The organism is Blautia sp. HCP3S3_G3 (assembly GCF_052063365.1).
Lineage (GTDB): Bacteria > Bacillota > Clostridia > Lachnospirales > Lachnospiraceae > Blautia_A.
On the sequence record NZ_JBQHXR010000002.1, the window covers coordinates 194,253 to 214,162 of the forward strand.

Annotated in this window: 15 protein-coding genes and 1 tRNA gene; 4 read left to right on the forward strand and 12 right to left on the reverse strand. The window is 45.3% G+C overall.

Going from position 1 to position 19,910, the window contains the following annotated elements:
* Window positions 1–17 precede the first annotated feature (17 nt).
* The gene (locus ACTNEW_RS04625; RefSeq protein WP_441058468.1) at window positions 18–1,388 is read right to left on the reverse strand and encodes an amidohydrolase; all 1,371 of its coding nucleotides are present in this window, start codon (window positions 1,386–1,388) and stop codon (window positions 18–20) included.
* Window positions 1,389–1,511: 123 nt separating this feature from the next.
* On the opposite strand from ACTNEW_RS04625, the gene ACTNEW_RS04630 reads away from it, so the two are divergent.
* On the forward strand, window positions 1,512–1,862 hold the full coding sequence (locus tag ACTNEW_RS04630) for a YmaF family protein (protein WP_441058470.1): 351 nt from the start codon (window positions 1,512–1,514) through the stop codon (window positions 1,860–1,862).
* A gap of 112 nt (window positions 1,863–1,974) precedes the next feature.
* Here ACTNEW_RS04630 and ACTNEW_RS04635 read toward each other — a convergent pair.
* Window positions 1,975–2,047, reverse strand: a tRNA-Thr gene (locus ACTNEW_RS04635).
* A 210-nt stretch (window positions 2,048–2,257) separates the two neighbouring features.
* On the opposite strand from ACTNEW_RS04635, the gene ACTNEW_RS04640 reads away from it, so the two are divergent.
* Entirely contained in the window at window positions 2,258–2,410 is a 153-nt protein-coding gene (locus tag ACTNEW_RS04640) for a molecular chaperone GroEL (protein ID WP_441058472.1), read from the forward strand.
* Between the two features lie 267 nt (window positions 2,411–2,677).
* Window positions 2,678–3,652, forward strand: coding sequence for a carbohydrate kinase family protein (locus ACTNEW_RS04645; protein WP_441058474.1), 975 nt, complete (start codon window positions 2,678–2,680; stop codon window positions 3,650–3,652).
* Window positions 3,653–3,850: 198 nt separating this feature from the next.
* On the opposite strand, the gene ACTNEW_RS04650 is transcribed toward ACTNEW_RS04645, so the two are convergent.
* The 9 genes from ACTNEW_RS04650 to tgt all read right to left on the reverse strand — a co-directional run bounded on the left by ACTNEW_RS04650 (window position 3,851) and on the right by tgt (window position 13,588).
* The gene (locus tag ACTNEW_RS04650; RefSeq protein WP_441058476.1) at window positions 3,851–4,558 is read right to left on the reverse strand and encodes a hypothetical protein; all 708 of its coding nucleotides are present in this window, start codon (window positions 4,556–4,558) and stop codon (window positions 3,851–3,853) included.
* 231 nt (window positions 4,559–4,789) lie between these two features.
* On the reverse strand, window positions 4,790–4,981 hold the full coding sequence (locus ACTNEW_RS04655) for a hypothetical protein (protein ID WP_441058478.1): 192 nt from the start codon (window positions 4,979–4,981) through the stop codon (window positions 4,790–4,792).
* 28 nt (window positions 4,982–5,009) lie between these two features.
* Window positions 5,010–6,173, reverse strand: coding sequence for a phosphoglycerate dehydrogenase (locus ACTNEW_RS04660; protein ID WP_441058480.1), 1,164 nt, complete (start codon window positions 6,171–6,173; stop codon window positions 5,010–5,012).
* The gene (gene serC, locus ACTNEW_RS04665) at window positions 6,173–7,255 is read right to left on the reverse strand and encodes a 3-phosphoserine/phosphohydroxythreonine transaminase (protein WP_441058482.1); all 1,083 of its coding nucleotides are present in this window, start codon (window positions 7,253–7,255) and stop codon (window positions 6,173–6,175) included. Before serC ends, ACTNEW_RS04660 begins: the two co-directional genes overlap by 1 nt.
* Entirely contained in the window at window positions 7,239–8,930 is a 1,692-nt protein-coding gene (ilvB, locus tag ACTNEW_RS04670; RefSeq protein WP_441058484.1) for a biosynthetic-type acetolactate synthase large subunit, read from the reverse strand. Before ilvB ends, serC begins: the two co-directional genes overlap by 17 nt.
* A 12-nt stretch (window positions 8,931–8,942) precedes the next feature.
* Window positions 8,943–10,616, reverse strand: a complete 1,674-nt coding sequence (gene ilvD, locus ACTNEW_RS04675; RefSeq protein WP_441058486.1) for a dihydroxy-acid dehydratase — start codon at window positions 10,614–10,616, stop codon at window positions 8,943–8,945.
* Window positions 10,617–10,687: 71 nt separating this feature from the next.
* Window positions 10,688–11,770 carry a 3-isopropylmalate dehydrogenase gene (gene leuB, locus ACTNEW_RS04680; RefSeq protein WP_441058488.1) on the reverse strand — a complete coding sequence of 361 codons (1,083 nt, stop codon included), beginning with the start codon at window positions 11,768–11,770 and terminating at the stop codon, window positions 10,688–10,690.
* A gap of 274 nt (window positions 11,771–12,044) precedes the next feature.
* The gene (gene yajC / locus ACTNEW_RS04685; protein ID WP_441058490.1) at window positions 12,045–12,344 is read right to left on the reverse strand and encodes a preprotein translocase subunit YajC; all 300 of its coding nucleotides are present in this window, start codon (window positions 12,342–12,344) and stop codon (window positions 12,045–12,047) included.
* 92 nt (window positions 12,345–12,436) lie between these two features.
* Window positions 12,437–13,588 carry a tRNA guanosine(34) transglycosylase Tgt gene (gene tgt, locus ACTNEW_RS04690; RefSeq protein WP_441058492.1) on the reverse strand — a complete coding sequence of 384 codons (1,152 nt, stop codon included), beginning with the start codon at window positions 13,586–13,588 and terminating at the stop codon, window positions 12,437–12,439.
* Between the two features lie 216 nt (window positions 13,589–13,804).
* Between tgt and ACTNEW_RS04695 the strand changes: the two genes are divergently transcribed.
* Window positions 13,805–18,034 carry an acyl-CoA dehydratase activase-related protein gene (locus tag ACTNEW_RS04695; RefSeq protein WP_441058494.1) on the forward strand — a complete coding sequence of 1,410 codons (4,230 nt, stop codon included), beginning with the start codon at window positions 13,805–13,807 and terminating at the stop codon, window positions 18,032–18,034.
* Between the two features lie 241 nt (window positions 18,035–18,275).
* On the opposite strand, the gene ACTNEW_RS04700 is transcribed toward ACTNEW_RS04695, so the two are convergent.
* A complete protein-coding gene (locus ACTNEW_RS04700) occupies window positions 18,276–19,907 on the reverse strand; it encodes a putative polysaccharide biosynthesis protein (RefSeq protein WP_441058496.1) in 1,632 nt (543 codons plus the stop codon).
* Window positions 19,908–19,910: the final 3 nt, after the last annotated feature.

Consider the following 19,910-nt stretch of genomic DNA (forward strand, 5'->3'; position numbering starts at 1 on the left):
CCATGCTCCTATCCCTTTCAGGATTCTTTTCCGTCAATGTGACTGTATGAATGATGTTCCTGTACATAACGTACATAGCTTTCCCTGTCAAATACCGGATGGAAATCCTCTATAATCTTTTTTGCTTCTGATGCTCCGTTTTTCAGCAGCTTATAAGTGGTAAGCGCCAGAAGCATAGCCGGAAGAATATACGCCTTTTCCTCATCAACAATGCGAAAATCTGCTCCATGAAGCTTCCCTTCAAAACCGGAAAATGTAAAATTCAGTACGGGAAACAGATGGCTGAGATCCCCCACATCTGTACAGGCGTTATTGAAGTCCCCTTCCTGTACTTCCCTCCAGGAAAGATCCCCGGAAGTATTCTGATCGGACTTTTTCTGTATCCAGTTCTTCAGATCCTGCATGGCTTCCACCATAACCCTGTCTGCCTTCCGCGGAAGAATCGGCATATATCCCTGAAGGACTTCTCTTTCTACCGTTCCGCCAAAAGCGTACGCGGCGCCATCATAAGCACGGTCGACCATGTCCCGGATTTCCTCGATCCGTTTCAGAGAAGAGGCGCGTACCTTCGTCTCCACAACTGCTTCATCTGGAACGCTGTTCAGTACATCTCCGGCCTTTCGTATCACATTATGAAGCCGGGCATGATCTTCCTCGCGAAAAGTCTCCCGCATCAGTCCCATCATCTGGATTGCACTGGTGGTAATGCTCAGGGCATTGACTCCATTCCAGGGATCAATGGCTGCATGGGCTGCCTTTCCGCGAACTATCACTTTTTCTGCTGTGAAACCATTGCACGCAGGATTTCCCAGATAAAAATCTTCTTTTACCGGTACCATATGTACATGTGTCGTCATCACCAGATTCGTTCTGTCAAAAGCTCCAAGACGTATCAGTTCGCTTTTTCCAGAACCTGTAAAAACGATTCCTTCTTTTTTCAGTCGTTCTCTTTTTCCGGCATCTATGTATTCTTCCGCAGGCACGGAAAAAAAAGAAACGGACCCTGACAGTGAAGCCCTGACATCTTCATCGGCAAGTGCCAGTGAAGCACCGATCATAGCTGCAAGCTGCGCATGGTGTCCGCATGCATGTGCTGTTCCATTCTCCGGATCTGCTTTGGGATGTGTCCTGCAACCGATTGCATCCATTTCTCCGATAATGGTCACATTGGGTCCTTCCTTTTTTATCCAGTCTCCTCGAACCCCTGTGCGTGCAAGCCCGGATTGTACCTCATACCCAAGAGAACTCAAAAATTCTGCAGCTTTTTCCGCCGTTCTCATTTCTTCGAATCCCGGTTCTGGATGCTGTTCGATGTCTTTCGCAAAAGAAAGGATTTCTTCCCGGTGACGGTCTATGATATCAAGTATTCTTTGTTCTATTAAATCCATTTCAGGTTCACCTCTCATTACCATCCTTTATACTATCATAAACTCTCCTGAAATGCACGTTTTTTCTGCCAAATCTGCTGTTTTGGCATATGATATTGTGTACCCAAAATAAGGAGTTTTCTCATGCCTGAAAAAATGAATTGCAGAGAGCAAAAACATGTCCATGAATTATCCGGAAGTACAAAAATCTTCCATGAATGCCACAGCTGTCATAATCACAGGTTCTGTACCGTATCCGATGAAGCAAAATATACTCCTGACAAATCCGATCATTTCCATGAAGTAAAATTCCGCACAGATTTTGATGATGAGCATTTTCATGAATTCTGCGAAAAAACATCCGGTGCCATTCCGGTAGGAAACGGAAAACATGTTCACTTTATCAAAGACTTCACGGAAGAGCAGGATCATCACAGACATGAATTTCAGGCTGCTACCCAGATTGACAGCCCGATTGATTTCAAATGCAGATAAACAGATGCGCCCCGGCTTTTGCCGTGGCATCAATCATTTGATTATGATTTTTCAGAACAAATAAAAAGAGCCACTCCCAAGTATGACTAAGGATTTTGGCTCTTTTATACAAAGCTGAAAATGAGACTCGAACTCACGACCCCTTCATTACGAGTGAAGTGCTCTACCGACTGAGCTATTTCAGCTTGTGTTCAACACAAATGATATTATACCGTATTTTCGCAAAAAAGCAAGTGATTTTTTTATTTTTAACAAAATATGCATTTTTACAGTTGCTATCCTGTGCTGCATGATAAATACAATGTGAATAAAACCTATTCTTCCTGCACATCCTATTTCCAAAAGGATCCTGTGGATCCTAAAACTATTATTTATTTTCTACTGGAGGTGGTCTCATGGCATCTTATATTGCACCGGAAGTCCGGGATAAATTTGAAACGCTTTCTGTTGATCTGAAAAACGTCATTCTTCAGCGCAATGTGCAAATCCATTCACTGGCGGATCTGATTCAGATACTGGAACAGATTGTGGCAGAAGCAGAAGCATAGCATGCAGAATTTTTCAGTGCCTCGATGAAAATGAAGTGGCGGTTCTCTCAGCAGACCTCATGACACTTGCTGATATGCTGATTGCTCTGACAGCCCGCCGCTCCGCATGCTCAGATGAATAACCTTGAATCTTAATAAATAAAAATAAAGGAATTTATTTGACAAACGCCCGCTCCTGCGATAAATTGGATATAGCAGTAACTGTTCGGCAATCATCCCACAAACGGACCGTTACAGATTATACTTGTTTCTAGGAGGAGTTTTACAATGGAAAACAGATTATATGATGTGACCGCCCTTGGCGAATTATTAATTGACTTTACGGAAAATGGAACCAGCTCTCAGGGCAATCCGCTGCTGGAAGCCAACCCCGGCGGTGCCCCATGTAATGTTCTTGCTATGCTGGAACGCCTTGGCAAAAAAACCGCTTTTATCGGCAAAGTCGGCAAAGACATGTTCGGAACCCAGTTAAAAAATGCTGTAGAAGAAGTCGGAATTGATACACGCAACCTGATTATGGATGAAGAAGTTCATACCACCCTCGCTTTTGTACATACTTATCCGGACGGAGACAGAGATTTTTCTTTCTATCGTAATCCGGGCGCAGACATGATGCTCAAAAAATCCGAAGTACAGGAAGACCTGATCCGCAATTCCCGTATTTTCCACTTCGGAACACTTTCTTCCACCCATGAGGGTGTCAGAGAAGCTACCCGTCACGCCATTGAAGTAGCCAAAGATGCCGGCTGTATTATTACTTTTGACCCGAATCTCCGCCCGCCTCTCTGGAAATCTCTGGATGACGCCAGAGCCGAAATCGAATATGGCATGACCAAATGTGATGTACTGAAAATTTCCGATAATGAAGTAGAATTCCTGTTCGGTACCACCGACTACGACGAAGGTGCAAAACTGATCCGTGAGAAATATAATATCCCGCTTGTTCTCATCACCATGGGAAAAGACGGCAGCCGCGCATACTACAAGAATCTCCGCGTAGAGGCAGCTCCGTTCCTTCAGGAAAACACCATTGAGACTACAGGTGCAGGAGACACTTTCTGTGCAAGTTCTTTGAATTACGTGCTGGAACATGGCCTTGATGATCTTACGGAAGAGAATCTTATGGAACTTCTGACCTTTGCCAATGCTGCAGCATCTCTCATCACTACACGCAAGGGTGCACTCCGTGTAATGCCGTCCCGCCAGAACGTACTTGATTTCATCGCAGAAAGCGGACGCTGAGAAATACTGCATGGAGAGTCTTATCTCCAATATAAGAACTTTTTTCTGTTATAAAGTCAAGAGCAGATTCCCTGTAATCAGAGAGTCTGCTCTTTTCTTCAAGATATCAGGAGTAAAATTTCTTTTGTCCCTGCCGTTTCATTTCATCGTTGGCTCTTGCGTAGGTTCTAGAGCGTATTTTCTAACAAGGCATTAACACTATTCTTCGATTTCAATTTTTTCAAAGTTGGGAATCCAAGAACGCTTATGCTCTAGCTGATATTCCAAGATTTCAATCGCTCTTGATGGTTTCATGTATTTTAAATATTGATTCTCAAACATCCGGTAATCTATTCTGAGTGTAATTCCAGCGTAATATGCCTGCAAATCAAGATTTGCGCATATCGGTTGACCTGCAATATTTCCAACATTTTCATCAATAGATTTAAATAATGGAAATCTTGATACGTTGCTTAACAGACCGGCTCCATTATCGAATATAGGCGCTTCTCTATATATTTCTCTTTCACTGTCATATATAATTCCAAGATTATTGAAATGTCTGTCATAATTTAATGTTAATGCATCAAGAGAAAATATATTTGAGAGATAACTGGATACATCAAGACCAGTATTACTTAATATGAAATCTTTCACATATTGTATCCTATCTTCTATATCATTAAGCACCATGACTTCATCAATCATATGTCTTCCGGTATATATTTGGTGCAATCGCTCAAATGTTATGAATGCCTCATTTTCATTTAGAAAGCTTTCTGATACACAGCCTTTCTTTCCATTAATAAGACATTCTTCACATGAGACATAGTCACATACATTCGAACAGTCCAGCAAACACGATATAAGATATTCTGCTTCGCTCTCATATCCATTTAAATCTTGTTTGAACCACTTTCCATCCATATAATATTTGGCCTGAGTTCCTTCAGAGCTTCCGGCTGAATGATACATACATGATTTCGGCACTGACAGGCTCGTCTTTGAATAGAACTGTAAAGTCGTAAGTCATTGAACATTCCTCCAATCTTAGAGCGTGTTTGTATTATACCATTAATATGCGGTATTGTACACACAAGAAAAACCCTCCAGATTACCAGGAGGGTTTTTCAATGTTATCATTATATCTTCACAATCTCATTTACTTTTCCAGTTGGAAGCAAGATACATCACGCTGTAAACAGCATCTCCGATGCGCTTTCTTTTATGATATATTTTTGGCAGCCACCCGACATGACGGATTCTTTTCTTCCATTTTCCGGCAATTTTATTCCACTTCGGATTCCATTTCATCTTTCCTGCCGTTTTACCGGTTTTCGTTTTTTTCATCTGACTGAATCCTCCCCGGAATCACTTTTTATTTGATCACGCGAACTCTGGAAACACCCTCTACTGCAGCAAGCGCATCCAGTGCTCCTTTGGAAGCAGCACTTTCCAGATCAATCAAAGTATAAGCAAATTCTCCTTTACTCTTATTGGTCATATCCGCAATATTGATGTTCTCCTCACCCAGAATCTTGGTAAACTGGCTGATCATATTCGGAATATTTTTATGGGTAATGGAAATTCTTCCAACGGTCACACAGGTACCCATATCACAGTTCGGGAAGTTTACGGAATTCCTGATATTTCCGTTTTCCAGAAAATCACGGAGTTCCTTCACAGCCATTTCTGCACAGTTTTCCTCAGACTCTTCTGTAGATGCACCAAGATGAGGCGTCACCAGAATTCCCTCTCTTCCTGCTACCAGAGGATTTGCAAAGTCTGTCACGTATTTTTTCACCTTGCCGCTCTCAAGAGCTTCGATCAGGGCTTCTTCATCTACCAGAAGGTCACGGGCAAAGTTCAGAAGAACAACGCCGTCTTTCATCTTTGTGAAAGCCTCTTTGTTGATCATTTTCTTCGTGCTGTCCAGAAGCGGCACATGAATCGTAATATAATCACACTGGGTGTAGATTTCATCCAGAGTTTTGCTGTGCTTAATGGTACGGCTCAAATTCCATGCCGCATCAATGGAGATGTACGGATCATAGCCATACACTTCCATCCCCAGAAGAGAAGCAGAGTTCGCAACCATGGCGCCAATGGCACCAAGTCCGATAATACCCAGTTTCTTTCCGCTGATCTCGCATCCGGCGAACTGTTTTTTCTGTTTTTCCGCACGTTTGTCAATATCGGTCTTATCTTCCTGCTGGGCAACCCATTCAATACCTCCAACGATATCACGGGAAGCAAGGAGCATACCTGCAAGAACGAGTTCCTTTACACCATTGGCATTGGCTCCCGGTGTATTGAATACCACGATTCCCTGCTCTGCGCATTCTTTGATCGGAATGTTATTGACACCGGCTCCTGCACGGGCAATGGCTTTGACACTGGACGGAAGCTCCATATCATGCATTTTGGCACTTCTCACCAGAACAGCGTCTGCATCTTCCAGGCTTTCTGTTTTTTTGTAATTATCACTGAAAAGATTTAATCCTTTATCTGCAATGGGATTGAGGCAATGATACTGAAACATTATGCATTCTCCTCCTCAAACTTTTTCATAAAAGCAACCAGGGCTTCTACGCCTTCCTTCGGCATAGCATTGTAAATACTTGCACGCATGCCGCCTACGGTACGATGTCCTTTCAGATTCACCAGACCTGCTGCGGTTGCTTCTTTTACAAATTTGGCATCCATATCCTTATCACCTGTCACAAACGGAACATTCATAAGAGAGCGGTCTTCTGCCACAACCGTTCCATGGAACATTTTGCTCTGGTCAAGATAATCATACAAAATTTTTGCCTTTTCTTCGTTTCTTTTCTTCATCTCTTCCAGACCGCCCATTGCCTTCAGCCATTTGAATACTTTGCCGCAGACATAAATGCAATATGCATTCGGAGTGTTGTAAAGAGAACCTGCATCTGCATGGGTCTTGTAAGTCAGCATAGTAGGAGTTCCCGGAAGGACATCTTCTGTGATCAGATCTTCACGGATGATCACAATGACCATACCTGCAGGTCCGATATTCTTCTGCACACCACCGTAGATTATACCGTATTTGCTTACATCTACCGGTTCAGAAAGGAAGCAGGAAGAAACATCTGCCACCAGTGTTTTTCCTTTTGTATTTGGAAGTGTTTTATATTTGGTTCCGTAAATCGTATTGTTTTCGCAGATATAAACATAATCCGCATCCGGGCTGATCGGAAGATCGCTGCAGTCCGGAATATAGGAAAAAGTCTTATCCTCGGAAGAAGCGATTTTGTTGGCCTTGCCGTACTTCTGCGCTTCCTGGTAAGCTTTCTTTGCCCACTGTCCGGTAACGATATAGTCTGCCACTTTGTTTTTCATAAGGTTCATCGGAATCATGGCAAACTGCTGGGAGGCACCTCCCTGAAGGAACAGAACCTTGTAATTATCCGGAATGTTCATCAGCTCACGAAGATCTTTCTCAGCTTCATCAATGATTGACTGAAAAGCAGCACTTCTGTGGCTCATTTCCATAACGGACATCCCTGTTCCCTGGTAGTCCAGCATCTCATCTGCAACTTCTTTTAATACCTCTTCCGGCAAAACAGCCGGTCCTGCGGAAAAATTATATACTCTGCTCATCTTTCTTCATATCCTCCTCGTCGAATACATCGTCAATATTAGCCCCTGCCGGAACCATTGGGAATACACTGAGATCCTGGTCGATCCAGCAATCCAGAACCACCGGTCCGTCAGACGCAAGAGCCTCTTTCAATGCAGGCTCTACATCTTCCATTTTTGTCACACGAATGGCTTTTGCACCCATACCTTCTGAAATCTTCACAAAATCCACTGCGTCGTTCAGAATCGTATGAGAATATCTCTTTTCATAAAACAGTGTCTGCCACTGGCGTACCATACCGAGCACATGATTGTTCAGTACAATCTGGATCAGCGGTCTGCCGCATCGAACTGCTGTTGCAATTTCATTCATATTCATACGGAAGCATCCGTCACCTGCAATATTTACAACCGTTTTATCCGGTCTTCCCATCTTGGCACCGATAGCAGCACCCAGACCATAGCCCATCGTTCCAAGGCCGCCGGAGGTCAGGAATGTATGAGGCTCCTTATATTTATAATACTGTGCTGCCCACATCTGGTGCTGTCCTACATCTGTCGTAATGATTGCATCACCTTTTGTCAGTTCGTACAGTTTCTCAATGATATACGGTCCTGTCAGCTGTGTATGATCATATTTCAGCGGGTATTTTTCTTTCATCTGCTGAATCTGAGAAACCCACTCGGTATGTTTTTTCTCCGGAACATCTGCCAGAATTTTCTTCAGGACTTCCTTGACGTCGCCGACAATAGAAGCGTCAACCACTACGTTTTTATTGATTTCGGCAGCATCGATATCGATCTGAAGAATTTTCGCATTTTTAGCAAAGCTCTTGGCATTTCCGGTTACACGGTCGCTGAAACGGGAACCCAGCACGATCAGAAGGTCACACTGGCTGACACCCAGATTGGAAGTTTTGGTTCCATGCATTCCAAGCATACCGGTATACAGAGGATCCTCTCCGCTGAATGCGCCCTTGCCCATCAGACTGTCACAAACCGGGGCATCAATTCTGTGCGCCAGTTCTGCAATTTCCTCGGAAGCATCCGAAATAACAGCACCTCCGCCTACAAAAATAAACGGTTTCCGTGCACTGCAGATCATCTGTACTGCTGTATCTATATCAGATTTATGAACCTCACTGATTTCCCTGTGGATCGTTGCCGGACGGCGGGGCGTATATTCACATTTCGCTCCTGTCACATCCTTGGTCACATCCACCAGTACCGGTCCCGGACGTCCGCTTTTTGCAATGCAGAATGCCTTGCGCATGGTATCTGCAAGCTGGTTGATATCCTTTACAATATAACTGTGCTTAGTGATCGGCATAACGATTCCGGCAATATCCACTTCCTGGAAAGAATCCTTACCAAGAAGAGCCTTGCCAACGTTCGCTGTAATCGCCACCATCGGAACAGAATCCATATATGCGGTTGCAATTCCGGTTACCAGATTTGTGGCACCAGGTCCGGAAGTTGCCATGCAGACACCTACTTTTCCTGTTGCACGGGCATATCCGTCTGCCGCATGGGAAGCACCCTGTTCATGGGATGTCAGTACATGCGTGATTTCATCTTTGTATTCATAAAGTGCATCATAAACGTTCAGAATCGCTCCGCCCGGATATCCGAAAACAGTATCAACACCCTGTTCTTTAAGACATTCTACGATGATTTCTGCACCTGTCAGCTGCATTTTATTACCTCCTTATTTCGCCTTTGGTATTTCCAGAATAGCACCTCTGTTGCCGGAAGTTACCATTGCTGCATATCTTGCAAGATAACCGGTAGTAACCTTTGGCTCACGCGGCTGCCATTTATCCTTTCTTACCTTCATTTCTTCATCGGAAACTTTGATTTCCAGTTTCATCTCCGGAATATTGATGCTGATGATATCGCCCTCTTCCACCAGTGCAATCGGACCGCCTACTGCTGCTTCCGGAGAAACATGTCCGATGGAGGCACCTCTGGAGGCACCGCTGAAACGTCCGTCTGTGATCAGAGCCACAGAGGAACCAAGTCCCATACCTGCGATTGCAGAAGTCGGATTCAGCATTTCTCTCATACCAGGACCGCCTTTCGGTCCCTCGTAACGGATCACTACCACATCACCCGCTACGATCTTACCGCTCTTGATTGCTTCGATCGCATCCTCTTCACAGTCAAATACACGGGCCGGGCCTTCGTGCACCATCATTTCCGGAACCACTGCGGAACGTTTTACAACGCCGCCGTCTGGAGCAAGATTTCCTTTCAGTACGGCAAGTCCGCCGGTTTTGCTGTATGGATTGTCAAGAGGACGGATGACTTCCGGATCCAGGTTCGCGCAGTTTTTGATATTTTCGCCCATGGTTTTTCCGGTTACTGTCATACAGTCTGTATGAAGAAGTCCTGCCTCTGCCAGTTCATTCATCACTGCATATACACCGCCGGCTGCATTCAGGTCTTCCATGTAGGTCGGGCCTGCCGGTGCCAGATGGCAGAGATTCGGAGTCTTTTCACTGATCTCATTTGCAAAGCTGATATCAAAATCCATACCGATCTCATGAGCGATTGCCGGAAGATGAAGCATACTGTTGGTAGAGCATCCAAGTGCCATATCAACTGTCAGTGCATTCAGGATCGCGTCTTTTGTCATGATATCTCTCGGACGGATGTTCTGACGATAAAGTTCCATTACCTGCATTCCTGCATGTTTGGCAAGACGGATTCTCTCGGAATAAACTGCCGGGATGGTTCCGTTGCCGCGAAGACCCATGCCCAGGGCTTCTGTCAGACAGTTCATGCTGTTCGCGGTATACATACCGGAACAGGAGCCGCAGGTAGGACAGGTTTTGTTTTCCCATTCGGTCAGCTTCTCTTCATCAATAGTTCCCGCCGCATAAGCGCCGACTGCCTCAAACATACTGGAAAGACTTGTCTTGTGACCGTCAATGTGTCCGGCCATCATCGGGCCGCCACTGACAAATACGGTAGGTACGTTAATTCTGGCTGCAGCCATCAGAAGTCCCGGAACATTCTTGTCACAGTTCGGCACCATAACCAGTGCATCAAACTGATGTGCAAGAGCCATAGACTCTGTGGAATCTGCGATCAGATCACGGGTTACCAGAGAATATTTCATACCGATATGTCCCATGGCAATACCGTCGCAGACAGCAATTGCCGGGAAGACAACAGGGGTTCCACCTGCCATGGCAACACCCTGTTTTACTGCATTTACGATTTTATCAAGGTTCATGTGTCCCGGTACGATCTCATTGTAAGAACTTACAATACCTACCAGAGGACGTTCCATTTCTTCTTTTGTCATTCCAAGAGCATTAAACAGGGACCTGTGCGGTGCCTGCTGTGAGCCTTTTTTTACTGCATCACTTCTCATATTTCCACTCCTTTTATAATTATGCTGTCTGCATCTGCAGATATTTTCTCAAAATACCATAAAACGAAAGATCAGATTGCTGCTGCGATTAGATCGCCCATTTCTTTTGTTCCCACGAGAGTACAGCCTTCTGACATAATGTCACCGGTACGATATCCGTCTGTCAGAACTTTCTGAACAGCAGCTTCCACTGCATCGGCTTCCGCATCAAGATCCAGAGAATAACGGAGCATCATGGCTGCGGAAAGGATGGTTGCGATCGGGTTTGCCTTGTTCTGTCCTGCAATATCCGGTGCAGAACCGTGGCTCGGCTCATAAAGACCGAATTTCGTCTCATTAAGACTTGCGGAGGAAAGCATTCCGATGGAACCGGTTACCATGCTTGCCTCATCAGAAAGAATATCACCAAACATATTCTCTGTCAGAATGACATCAAACTGTTTCGGATCACGGACAAGCTGCATTGCGCAGTTATCCACCAGCATATGCTCCAGAGTCACTTCCGGATAATCTGCCGCAACTTCCTCTACTACTTTTCTCCAGAGACGGGAAGAATCCAGAACATTGGCTTTGTCAACACTGGTCACTTTTTTTGAACGCTTCATAGCGATCTCAAAAGCTTTGACTGCAATACGCCGGATTTCATTTTCATTATAAGAAAGGGTATCAATGGCTTTTTTTACCCCGTTCTCTTCTACGGTTCTGCGCTCTCCGAAATAAAGACCGCCGGTAAGCTCACGGACAATGATCATGTCAAATCCATCGCCGATAATATCCTCGCGCAGCGGGCAGGCTGCTTTTAATTCATTATATAAATATGCGGGACGGAGATTCGCAAAAAGATTCAGGGCTTTACGGATAGCCAGAAGACCTGCTTCCGGTCTCTTAGACGGTTCCAGCTGATACCACGGGGATGTCTTCGCATCTCCGCCGATGGAGCCCATCAGAACTGCATCAGATGCCTTCGCCTGTGCAATCGCTTCTTCTGTCAGCGGAACACCATGTACGTCAATGGAGGCGCCTCCCAGAAGAACTTCTGAATATGTAAATGTATGGTGATATTTTTCGCAAACCTGATCCAGAACTTTTTTAGCTTCTCTTACAATTTCCGGTCCGATTCCATCACCGGGAATCAATGCAATCTTACATTCCATAACAATTTCCTCTCCTTCTATGGCGTTTCACGTGTCAGACCTTCTGCTTACATACCGCCTGTAACCGTTCCGCCAGAGTATTGTTATTATAATAACGCACTTTTTCCATGATTTCAACCTATTAAAGTGAAAAAATATCCAGATTGGAACAAATCATGACCAAAACTCTGCAAAATCTCCACAATTCTCTGGTCTGTACAGGAATTTTACATATAAAAAAGTAAGTACCACGTCAGCAGTACTTACTTCTTTCTCCATCACTTCGGGCAGAAAATCATGCAGATGCCTGCTCAGATTTCTCTACTTCTGCGATAGCCTGTTTTCTCATTGGGATACGGCAGTTCTTATTATTGCCGAATTCAACAATGACATCTTCCTCTGTCATGTCGATTACCACACCATAGAAACCACCGGTGGTCATAATGCTGTCGCCTACTTCCATGCTGTTCAGCATTGCCTGAAGTCTCTTCTGTTCTTTCTTCTGAGGACGGATCGTCAAAAAGTACATCATACCAAAAATCAAAACCATCCAGATAATCATCATTCCCAGACTTGCTCCGCTCTGTGCGTCCATGTTATTTCCTCCTGTTTCAGTCATTCTTGTTCCGAATTTCAGGAACACTATAGGATATCATACACAAAAAAGTTTGATACTTCAAGTAGTTTTCACATTTTTTCAGGAATATTTCCCTGCTCAAAACCTTCCAGGCGCATTTTTTTATATTCTGCAAAATTACCGGCATCCAGTGCATCTCTGATTTCTTCCATCATATGATTATAAAAATACAGATTATGAAGCACGCAGAGACGCATGCCCAGCATCTCCTTCGCTTTCAGAAGGTGACGGATATAGGCTCTGCTGTAGTGACGGCATGCCGGACACTGACATCCCTCCTCAATCGGCCGGGAATCCAGCTCATACCGGGCATTAAACAGATTCAGTTTCCCCTGGTTGGTGTACACATGCCCGTGGCGTCCGTTTCTGCTGGGATATACACAGTCAAAGAAATCCACACCGCGCTCCACTCCTTCCAGAATATTGGCCGGTGTTCCCACTCCCATGAGATATGTCGGCTTATCCTGCGGAAGATATGGCACCACTTCATCCAGTATACGGTACATTTCTTCATGCGTCTCGCCAACAGCAAGTCCTCCGACGGCATAACCGTCCAGATTCATTTCCGCAATCTGCTGTGCATGCGCAATACGGATATCTTCATAAACACCTCCCTGGTTGATACCAAAAAGAAGCTGTTCTTTGTTGATCGTATCCGGAAGACTGTTCAGCCTTGTCATCTCTTCCTTACAACGGGCCAGCCATCTGGTGGTCCGCTCAACAGACTTCTGTACATAATCCCGGTCTGCCACACTGCTGGGGCACTCGTCAAAAGCCATGGCAATGGTAGACGCAAGATTGGACTGAATCTGCATGCTTTCCTCCGGTCCCATAAAAATCTTATGTCCGTCAATATGAGAACGGAAATAAACACCTTCTTCTTTAATCTTGCGCAGACCGGAAAGGGAAAATACCTGGAATCCGCCGGAATCCGTCAGGATCGGTTTGTCCCACACCATAAATTTATGAAGTCCGCCAAGCTGCTTGACAACCTGATCTCCTGGGCGCACATGAAGGTGATACGTATTGGAAAGCTCCACCTGTGTGCCGATTTCCTGAAGGTCTGTAGTGGAAACCGCGCCTTTGATCGCTGCAATCGTTCCAACATTCATAAAAACAGGGGTCTGTATTGTTCCGTGTACGGTATGGAATTCTGCACGTTTCGCCCTGCCTTCTGTTTTTATCAGTTTATATTCTGCCATTTCTGCTCCTCTTCTTTTTATTTGATCATGTATCAGTATATCTTGATTTATCCTAAATTTCAACCGTCAGTGAGAAGAATCCTTGTGGAACTTTAACATTGTCATTTTGAAAACTTTGTCGTATAATGTTACGGAATATTTTTAAAACTGCATTATAATAAGAAATTTTTGTATATATGTGACGTGTAATTAGATGAGGAGGCAATACTGATTTATATGAGTACATTTACATTGGGAATTGATATCGGATCCACAACCGTCAAGATCGCGATTCTGGATGAACAGGAGCATCTGCTGTTTGCGGATTACGAACGACACTTTGCCAATATTCAGGAGACCCTTGCAGATCTGCTGGAGAAGGCTTACGCCGAACTTGGCGAACTTTCTTTAAGCCCGGTGATCACCGGTTCCGGCGGACTGACTCTTGCAACGCATCTGGAAGTACCTTTTGTACAGGAAGTGATCGCTGTTTCCACTTCTCTCCAGAAAATGGCTCCACAGACAGATGTAGCCATTGAGCTTGGCGGAGAAGATGCAAAGATCATTTACTTTGAGGGCGGCAATATCGAGCAGCGAATGAACGGCATCTGCGCCGGCGGTACCGGTTCTTTTATTGACCAGATGGCATCCCTGCTTCAGACAGATGCTTCCGGCCTGAATGAATATGCAAAAGATTACAAAGCCCTTTATCCAATTGCAGCACGCTGCGGAGTTTTTGCAAAAACAGACATCCAGCCGCTGATCAATGAGGGCGCCACCAAAGAAGACCTGTCTGCTTCTATTTTTCAGGCAGTGGTAAACCAGACCATTTCCGGACTGGCATGCGGCAAGCCCATCCGCGGGCATGTAGCATTCCTTGGCGGACCTCTTCACTTTCTGTCAGAACTGAAAAAGGCTTTTATCCGTACTCTGAAACTGGATGAGGAACACACCATTGTTCCGGAAAACTCTCACCTGTTCGCAGCCATCGGTTCTGCCCTGAACTCCAAAAAAGAAACGGTTGTTTCTCTGACAGATCTGAAAGACCGCCTTCGTAATTCCATCAAGCTGGAATTCGAAGTTGCCCGTATGGAACCGCTGTTCGCCACAGACGAAGATTACCAGGCTTTCCGTACCCGTCAGGACAGCTATAAAATTGCCACTGGTGACCTTGCCTCTTACAGAGGAAACTGCTATCTCGGCATTGATGCAGGTTCCACCACTACCAAAACGGCTCTTGTCGGAGAAGATGGAAGCCTTCTCTACTCCTTTTACAGCAATAACAACGGAAGTCCGTTAAAAACCGCGATCCGTTCTATCCAGGAAATTTATTCTCTGCTCCCGGAGGATGCGCATATTGCCTACTCCTGCTCCACCGGCTACGGCGAAGCACTGATCAAAGCCGCTTTGCTTCTGGATGAAGGAGAAGTCGAAACCGTGTCCCACTATTATGCAGCCGCATTCTTTGACCCGGAAGTCGACTGTATCCTGGATATCGGCGGTCAGGATATGAAATGCATCAAGATCAAAAATCAGACGGTTGACAGCGTACAGCTGAATGAAGCCTGCTCCTCCGGCTGCGGCTCCTTTATCGAAACATTTGCCAAGTCTCTGAATTACAGTGTACAGGATTTCGCAAAAGCGGCTCTTTTTGCCCAGCATCCCATTGACCTCGGAACAAGATGTACAGTATTTATGAACTCCAAGGTAAAACAGGCCCAGAAAGAAGGTGCGGAAGTTTCCGATATCTCCGCCGGACTCGCCTATTCCGTCATCAAGAATGCACTTTATAAGGTAATCAAAGTATCCGATGCCACGGAGCTTGGCAAACATATTGTGGTACAGGGCGGTACTTTTTATAATGACGCAGTTCTTCGAAGCTTTGAACGAATCGCCAACTGTGAGGCCATCCGTCCGGATATCGCCGGCATCATGGGTGCTTTCGGCGCTGCACTGATTGCAAGAGAACGGTATGAAAAGGGCAAAGAGACAACCATGCTCTCCATTGACAAGATCAATGAACTGAAATATACCACATCCATGGCCAACTGCCGCGGATGTACCAACAACTGCCGTCTTACCATTAACAAATTCACAGGCGGACGCCAGTTTATCAGCGGCAACCGCTGTGAACGCGGAATCGGCAAAGAAAAAAACAAAGACCATGTTCCGAATCTTTATGAATATAAATATAAACGGCTGTTTTCCTATCAGCCGCTGACTGCAGATCAGGCCAAAAGAGGCCGAGTGGGCATTCCCCGTGTCCTGAATATGTTTGAAAATTATCCTTTCTGGTTCACCTTTTTCACAGAGCTGAAATATGAAGTGGTACTTTCTCCTACTTCCACCAGAAAGATTTATGAACTCGGTATCGAATCCATTCCAAGTGAATCCGAATGTTATCCGGCAAAGCTTGCCCACGGACATATCAGCTGGCTGTTAAAGAACGGGGTGAAATTCATTTTCTATCCATGTGTTCCATACGAAAGAAATGAATTTCCTGATGCAGTCAACCATTATAACTGCCCGATTGTTACTTCCTATGCGGAAAATATCAAAAACAATGTGGACGAGCTTCATGATCCGTCCATCGACTTCCGCAATCCGTTCCTGGCATTTACTTCCGAGGCAATTCTGACCGACCGTCTGGTACAGGTATTCCCGGAACTTCCTGCAGATGAAGTAAAGGCTGCCGCTCACAAGGCCTGGGCAGAACTGGAACAGGTACATAAAGATGTCCAGAAAAAAGGTGAAGAAACTCTTGCCTGCCTGAAAGAGACCGGACGCAGAGGTATCGTGCTCGCCGGACGTCCTTACCATATTGATCCGGAAATTCATCATGGAATTCCAGATCTTATCAACAGCTATGGGATTGCCGTACTGACAGAGGATTCCGTTTCCCATCTTGCGCAGATTGAACGTCCGATCCGTGTCAATGACCAGTGGATGTATCACTCCCGCCTGTATGCAGCCGCAAACTTTGTGAAGACCAGGGATGATCTGGATCTGATCCAGCTGAATTCCTTCGGATGCGGTCTGGATGCGGTTACCACTGACGAAGTTTTTGAGATTCTTGACGGCAGCGGAAAAATCTATACCTGTCTGAAGATCGATGAAGTCAACAACCTTGGAGCTGCTCGTATTCGTGTCCGCTCCCTTCTGGCTGCCATCCGTGCCAAGGAAGCTCAGAACAGACCACGGGAAATCAAACCGGCTTCTATTGAAAAAGTATCATTTACCAAAGAAATGCGGAAGAGTTATACGATCCTCTGCCCGCAGATGTCACCATTCCACTTTACCATCCTTCAGGCGGTGCTGAATACCTGCGGCTATCACCTGGAAGTACTGCCGAACGACAACAAACACGCAGTGGATGTAGGTCTGAAATATGTCAACAACGATGCCTGCTATCCTTCCCTGATCGTAGTAGGTCAGATTATGGATGCACTGCTTTCCGGCAAATACGATCTGAACCGGACTGCTGTCATCATGTCTCAGACAGGCGGCGGCTGCCGTGCTTCCAATTATATCGCCTTTATCCGCCGTGCACTCAAAAAAGCCGGTATGGAACAGATTCCGGTTATTTCCGCAAACCTCAGCGGTCTCGAAAGCAACCCGGGATTCAGAATTACTCTTCCACTGGCCAAACGTATGGTATATGGAGCCGTATTCGGTGATATCCTGATGAAGTGCGTTTACCGCATGCGTCCTTACGAAGTGGAAAAAGGCATCGTCAACCGCAAGCACAAAATCTGGGAGCAGCGTGTCATTGCGTTTCTCCAGGGAGGCAGTGTCAGCCACAGCCAGTTCAAGAAATTATGCCGGGAAATGGTGCATGATTTTGATACGATCCCGATTACAGATGAAAAGAAACCGAGAGTCGGTATTGTCGGGGAAATCCTTGTAAAATTCCTGCCTGCTGCCAACAACCATCTGGCTGAACTTCTGGAGTCAGAAGGTGCCGAAGCAGTCTGCCCGGATCTCATCGATTTCTTTAACTACTGCTTCTATAACCAGAATTTTAAATCGGAATATCTTGGATTCAAAAAATCAAAAGCAGTCCTGGGCAATCTCGGAATCAAAGGAATCGAATGGATCCGTAAAACCGCCAATGAAGCCTTTGCGGAAAGCCGTCATTTCACACCTTCCGCAGATATCCGAAACCTGGCAGAAATGGCATCTCCCATCGTATCTCCAGGCAACCAGACCGGTGAAGGCTGGTTCCTTACCGGTGAAATGATGGAACTCATCCACGGAGGTGTGCCGAATATCGTATGTATCCAGCCATTTGGCTGCCTGCCAAATCATATCGTCGGAAAGGGTGTCATCAAGGAAATCCGAAGAACCCATCCGGAGGCCAACATCGTTGCTATTGATTACGATCCGGGTGCCAGTGAGGTCAATCAGCTGAACCGAATCAAGCTGATGCTCTCCACAGCAGTCAGGAATCTGAATAACAATCAATAATTCAAAATATATGCGCACACAAAAACCGGAGGGATTTCTCATCTTCCTCCGGTTTTTTATTACCATTATTTTTCTATAATAAAAAAGACAATACTAAATATAAAGATCTCAATAGAGTGATAAAAAGCGCTGAACTGCAGAAATGCAACACAGTTCAGCACTTTTTCCAAACATATCTTATTTCATATTTCTACACAACAGGATACTTTGTAATCCATCCAGAAAAATGCACCTTCGCAGATTATTTCGGATCTTTTGACCGATACAGTCTTCCTGCAGCCCGTGCAAGATAACGTCCTCCCGGAAGTGCAGACAAATCCTCTTCCGTCGGTCTGCTCACCAGAAGATAAACCACAAAATATACCACTACTGCAAAAATCACGGATACTCCCAGACAGATTATATTGACAGGAAGCAATGCATACAGTCCGTAATATACCCCTCCTGCCACCAGTCCCATAGGAATGGATGCCAGCAGCGGATACAGATAGGCACTCTTCCACGGATTGCGGTGTCCCATATATTTCTTCATGGCACGGTCATTGAGAAGGACCATCACCACCGCATACACGATCATGGCAATGACAACACCGTAAATCCCAAGATCTGTAAAAAACATCAGAAGAGCCATCGCGATCACATCCACTACCAGCGCAATGGCTGCATGAATCATGGGAATGTTCGGTTTTCCGATTCCCTGCAGCACTCCATTGGAGATATTGGAATTTCCATTCAGAATAATCGTAATTGCACCAAGAATCAGGAGCTGCCCTGCCACACCATTGGTTTTCGGAAAAATCAGACGGGTGATTGGTCCCGAAAGAACTGCGAGCCCTACTGCTGCCGGAATGGAGATCAGCATACTGATCCATGTTGCTCTGTCCGTCTTGGCATTGGCCGCCTCAAGATCTCCGGTCGCATAATGAGCCGAAACCTCAGGAATCATAGAAGTAGGCGCTGTACTTGCCAGAGTCAGCGGAATATTGATCAGAGTCATAAAAAATCCATACTCTGCATACAGTACCTGCAGCATATCCTCTTCTCTGCCGCGCATTCCCATAATTCCCATGTACATATAGCTGTTTACCGTACCATTCACATTATAAATGAATGTACTTAATATAATAGGAAATACGATCAGCATGATGCTTTTCATCAGCACTGAATAGCTTTCATTGACTGAACGTCTGTCACGTTCTATCTTTCCGCGGATCGTTCTGGAATTTACTTTGTAGACCAGAAGCATAAACAAAAGCGCAGACAGCACACCTGCCCCTGTTCCAAGGGTCGCTCCGGCTGCACTCCATCTCTGAACCACATCTTCCCCCTGTCCGCTGAAATGACGCACCATAAATCCGGACATGCCAAGTGCCACGATTGCAACAAAAATCTGCTCTATGATCTGCGAAATCGAAGTTGGCAGCATATTCCGGTATGCCTGAAAGTATCCTCGAAATACCCCGAGAATACCGGAAAGAAAAATCGTAGGCGCAAGCATCTGCAGCGCCAGACGTGCATTTGCCATGTTATCCGGCACCAGTATGGAAGCTCCGAAAACACAGAACAGTGCCACTGCTCCTCCGGCGATCACCGCATACAGAAGTGCACAGCGGAATACCTTCTGCGCATCCCGGTATCTTTTAAAGGCAATCTTTTCCGCCATTATTTTGGATACAGCCTGAGGAATACTGAAAGTCGCGATCATCAAAAGAATAAAATAAATATTCTGCGCAAACTGGAAAAGAGCAAAGCTCTGGGAACCAAGAGTCGTAGACAGCGGACTTTTGTACAGCATACCGATAATTTTGGAAATCAGCGCCGCAATCATCAAAAATGTTGCATTTTTTTCAAGAGTATTATTATCTTTTCCCATTTC

Coding starts and splice junctions, on each gene's coding strand:
- ACTNEW_RS04625 (WP_441058468.1), bottom strand. CDS start 1,388: ATGGATTTAATAGAACAAAGAATACTTGATATCATAGACCGTCACCGG.
- ACTNEW_RS04630 (WP_441058470.1), top strand. CDS start 1,512: ATGCCTGAAAAAATGAATTGCAGAGAGCAAAAACATGTCCATGAATTA.
- ACTNEW_RS04640 (WP_441058472.1), top strand. CDS start 2,258: ATGGCATCTTATATTGCACCGGAAGTCCGGGATAAATTTGAAACGCTT.
- ACTNEW_RS04645 (WP_441058474.1), top strand. CDS start 2,678: ATGGAAAACAGATTATATGATGTGACCGCCCTTGGCGAATTATTAATT.
- ACTNEW_RS04650 (WP_441058476.1), bottom strand. CDS start 4,558: ATGGATGGAAAGTGGTTCAAACAAGATTTAAATGGATATGAGAGCGAA.
- ACTNEW_RS04655 (WP_441058478.1), bottom strand. CDS start 4,981: ATGAAAAAAACGAAAACCGGTAAAACGGCAGGAAAGATGAAATGGAAT.
- ACTNEW_RS04660 (WP_441058480.1), bottom strand. CDS start 6,173: ATGTTTCAGTATCATTGCCTCAATCCCATTGCAGATAAAGGATTAAAT.
- serC (WP_441058482.1), bottom strand. CDS start 7,255: ATGAGCAGAGTATATAATTTTTCCGCAGGACCGGCTGTTTTGCCGGAA.
- ilvB (WP_441058484.1), bottom strand. CDS start 8,930: ATGCAGCTGACAGGTGCAGAAATCATCGTAGAATGTCTTAAAGAACAG.
- ilvD (WP_441058486.1), bottom strand. CDS start 10,616: ATGAGAAGTGATGCAGTAAAAAAAGGCTCACAGCAGGCACCGCACAGG.
- leuB (WP_441058488.1), bottom strand. CDS start 11,770: ATGGAATGTAAGATTGCATTGATTCCCGGTGATGGAATCGGACCGGAA.
- yajC (WP_441058490.1), bottom strand. CDS start 12,344: ATGGACGCACAGAGCGGAGCAAGTCTGGGAATGATGATTATCTGGATG.
- tgt (WP_441058492.1), bottom strand. CDS start 13,588: ATGGCAGAATATAAACTGATAAAAACAGAAGGCAGGGCGAAACGTGCA.
- ACTNEW_RS04695 (WP_441058494.1), top strand. CDS start 13,805: ATGAGTACATTTACATTGGGAATTGATATCGGATCCACAACCGTCAAG.
- ACTNEW_RS04700 (WP_441058496.1), bottom strand. CDS start 19,907: ATGGGAAAAGATAATAATACTCTTGAAAAAAATGCAACATTTTTGATG.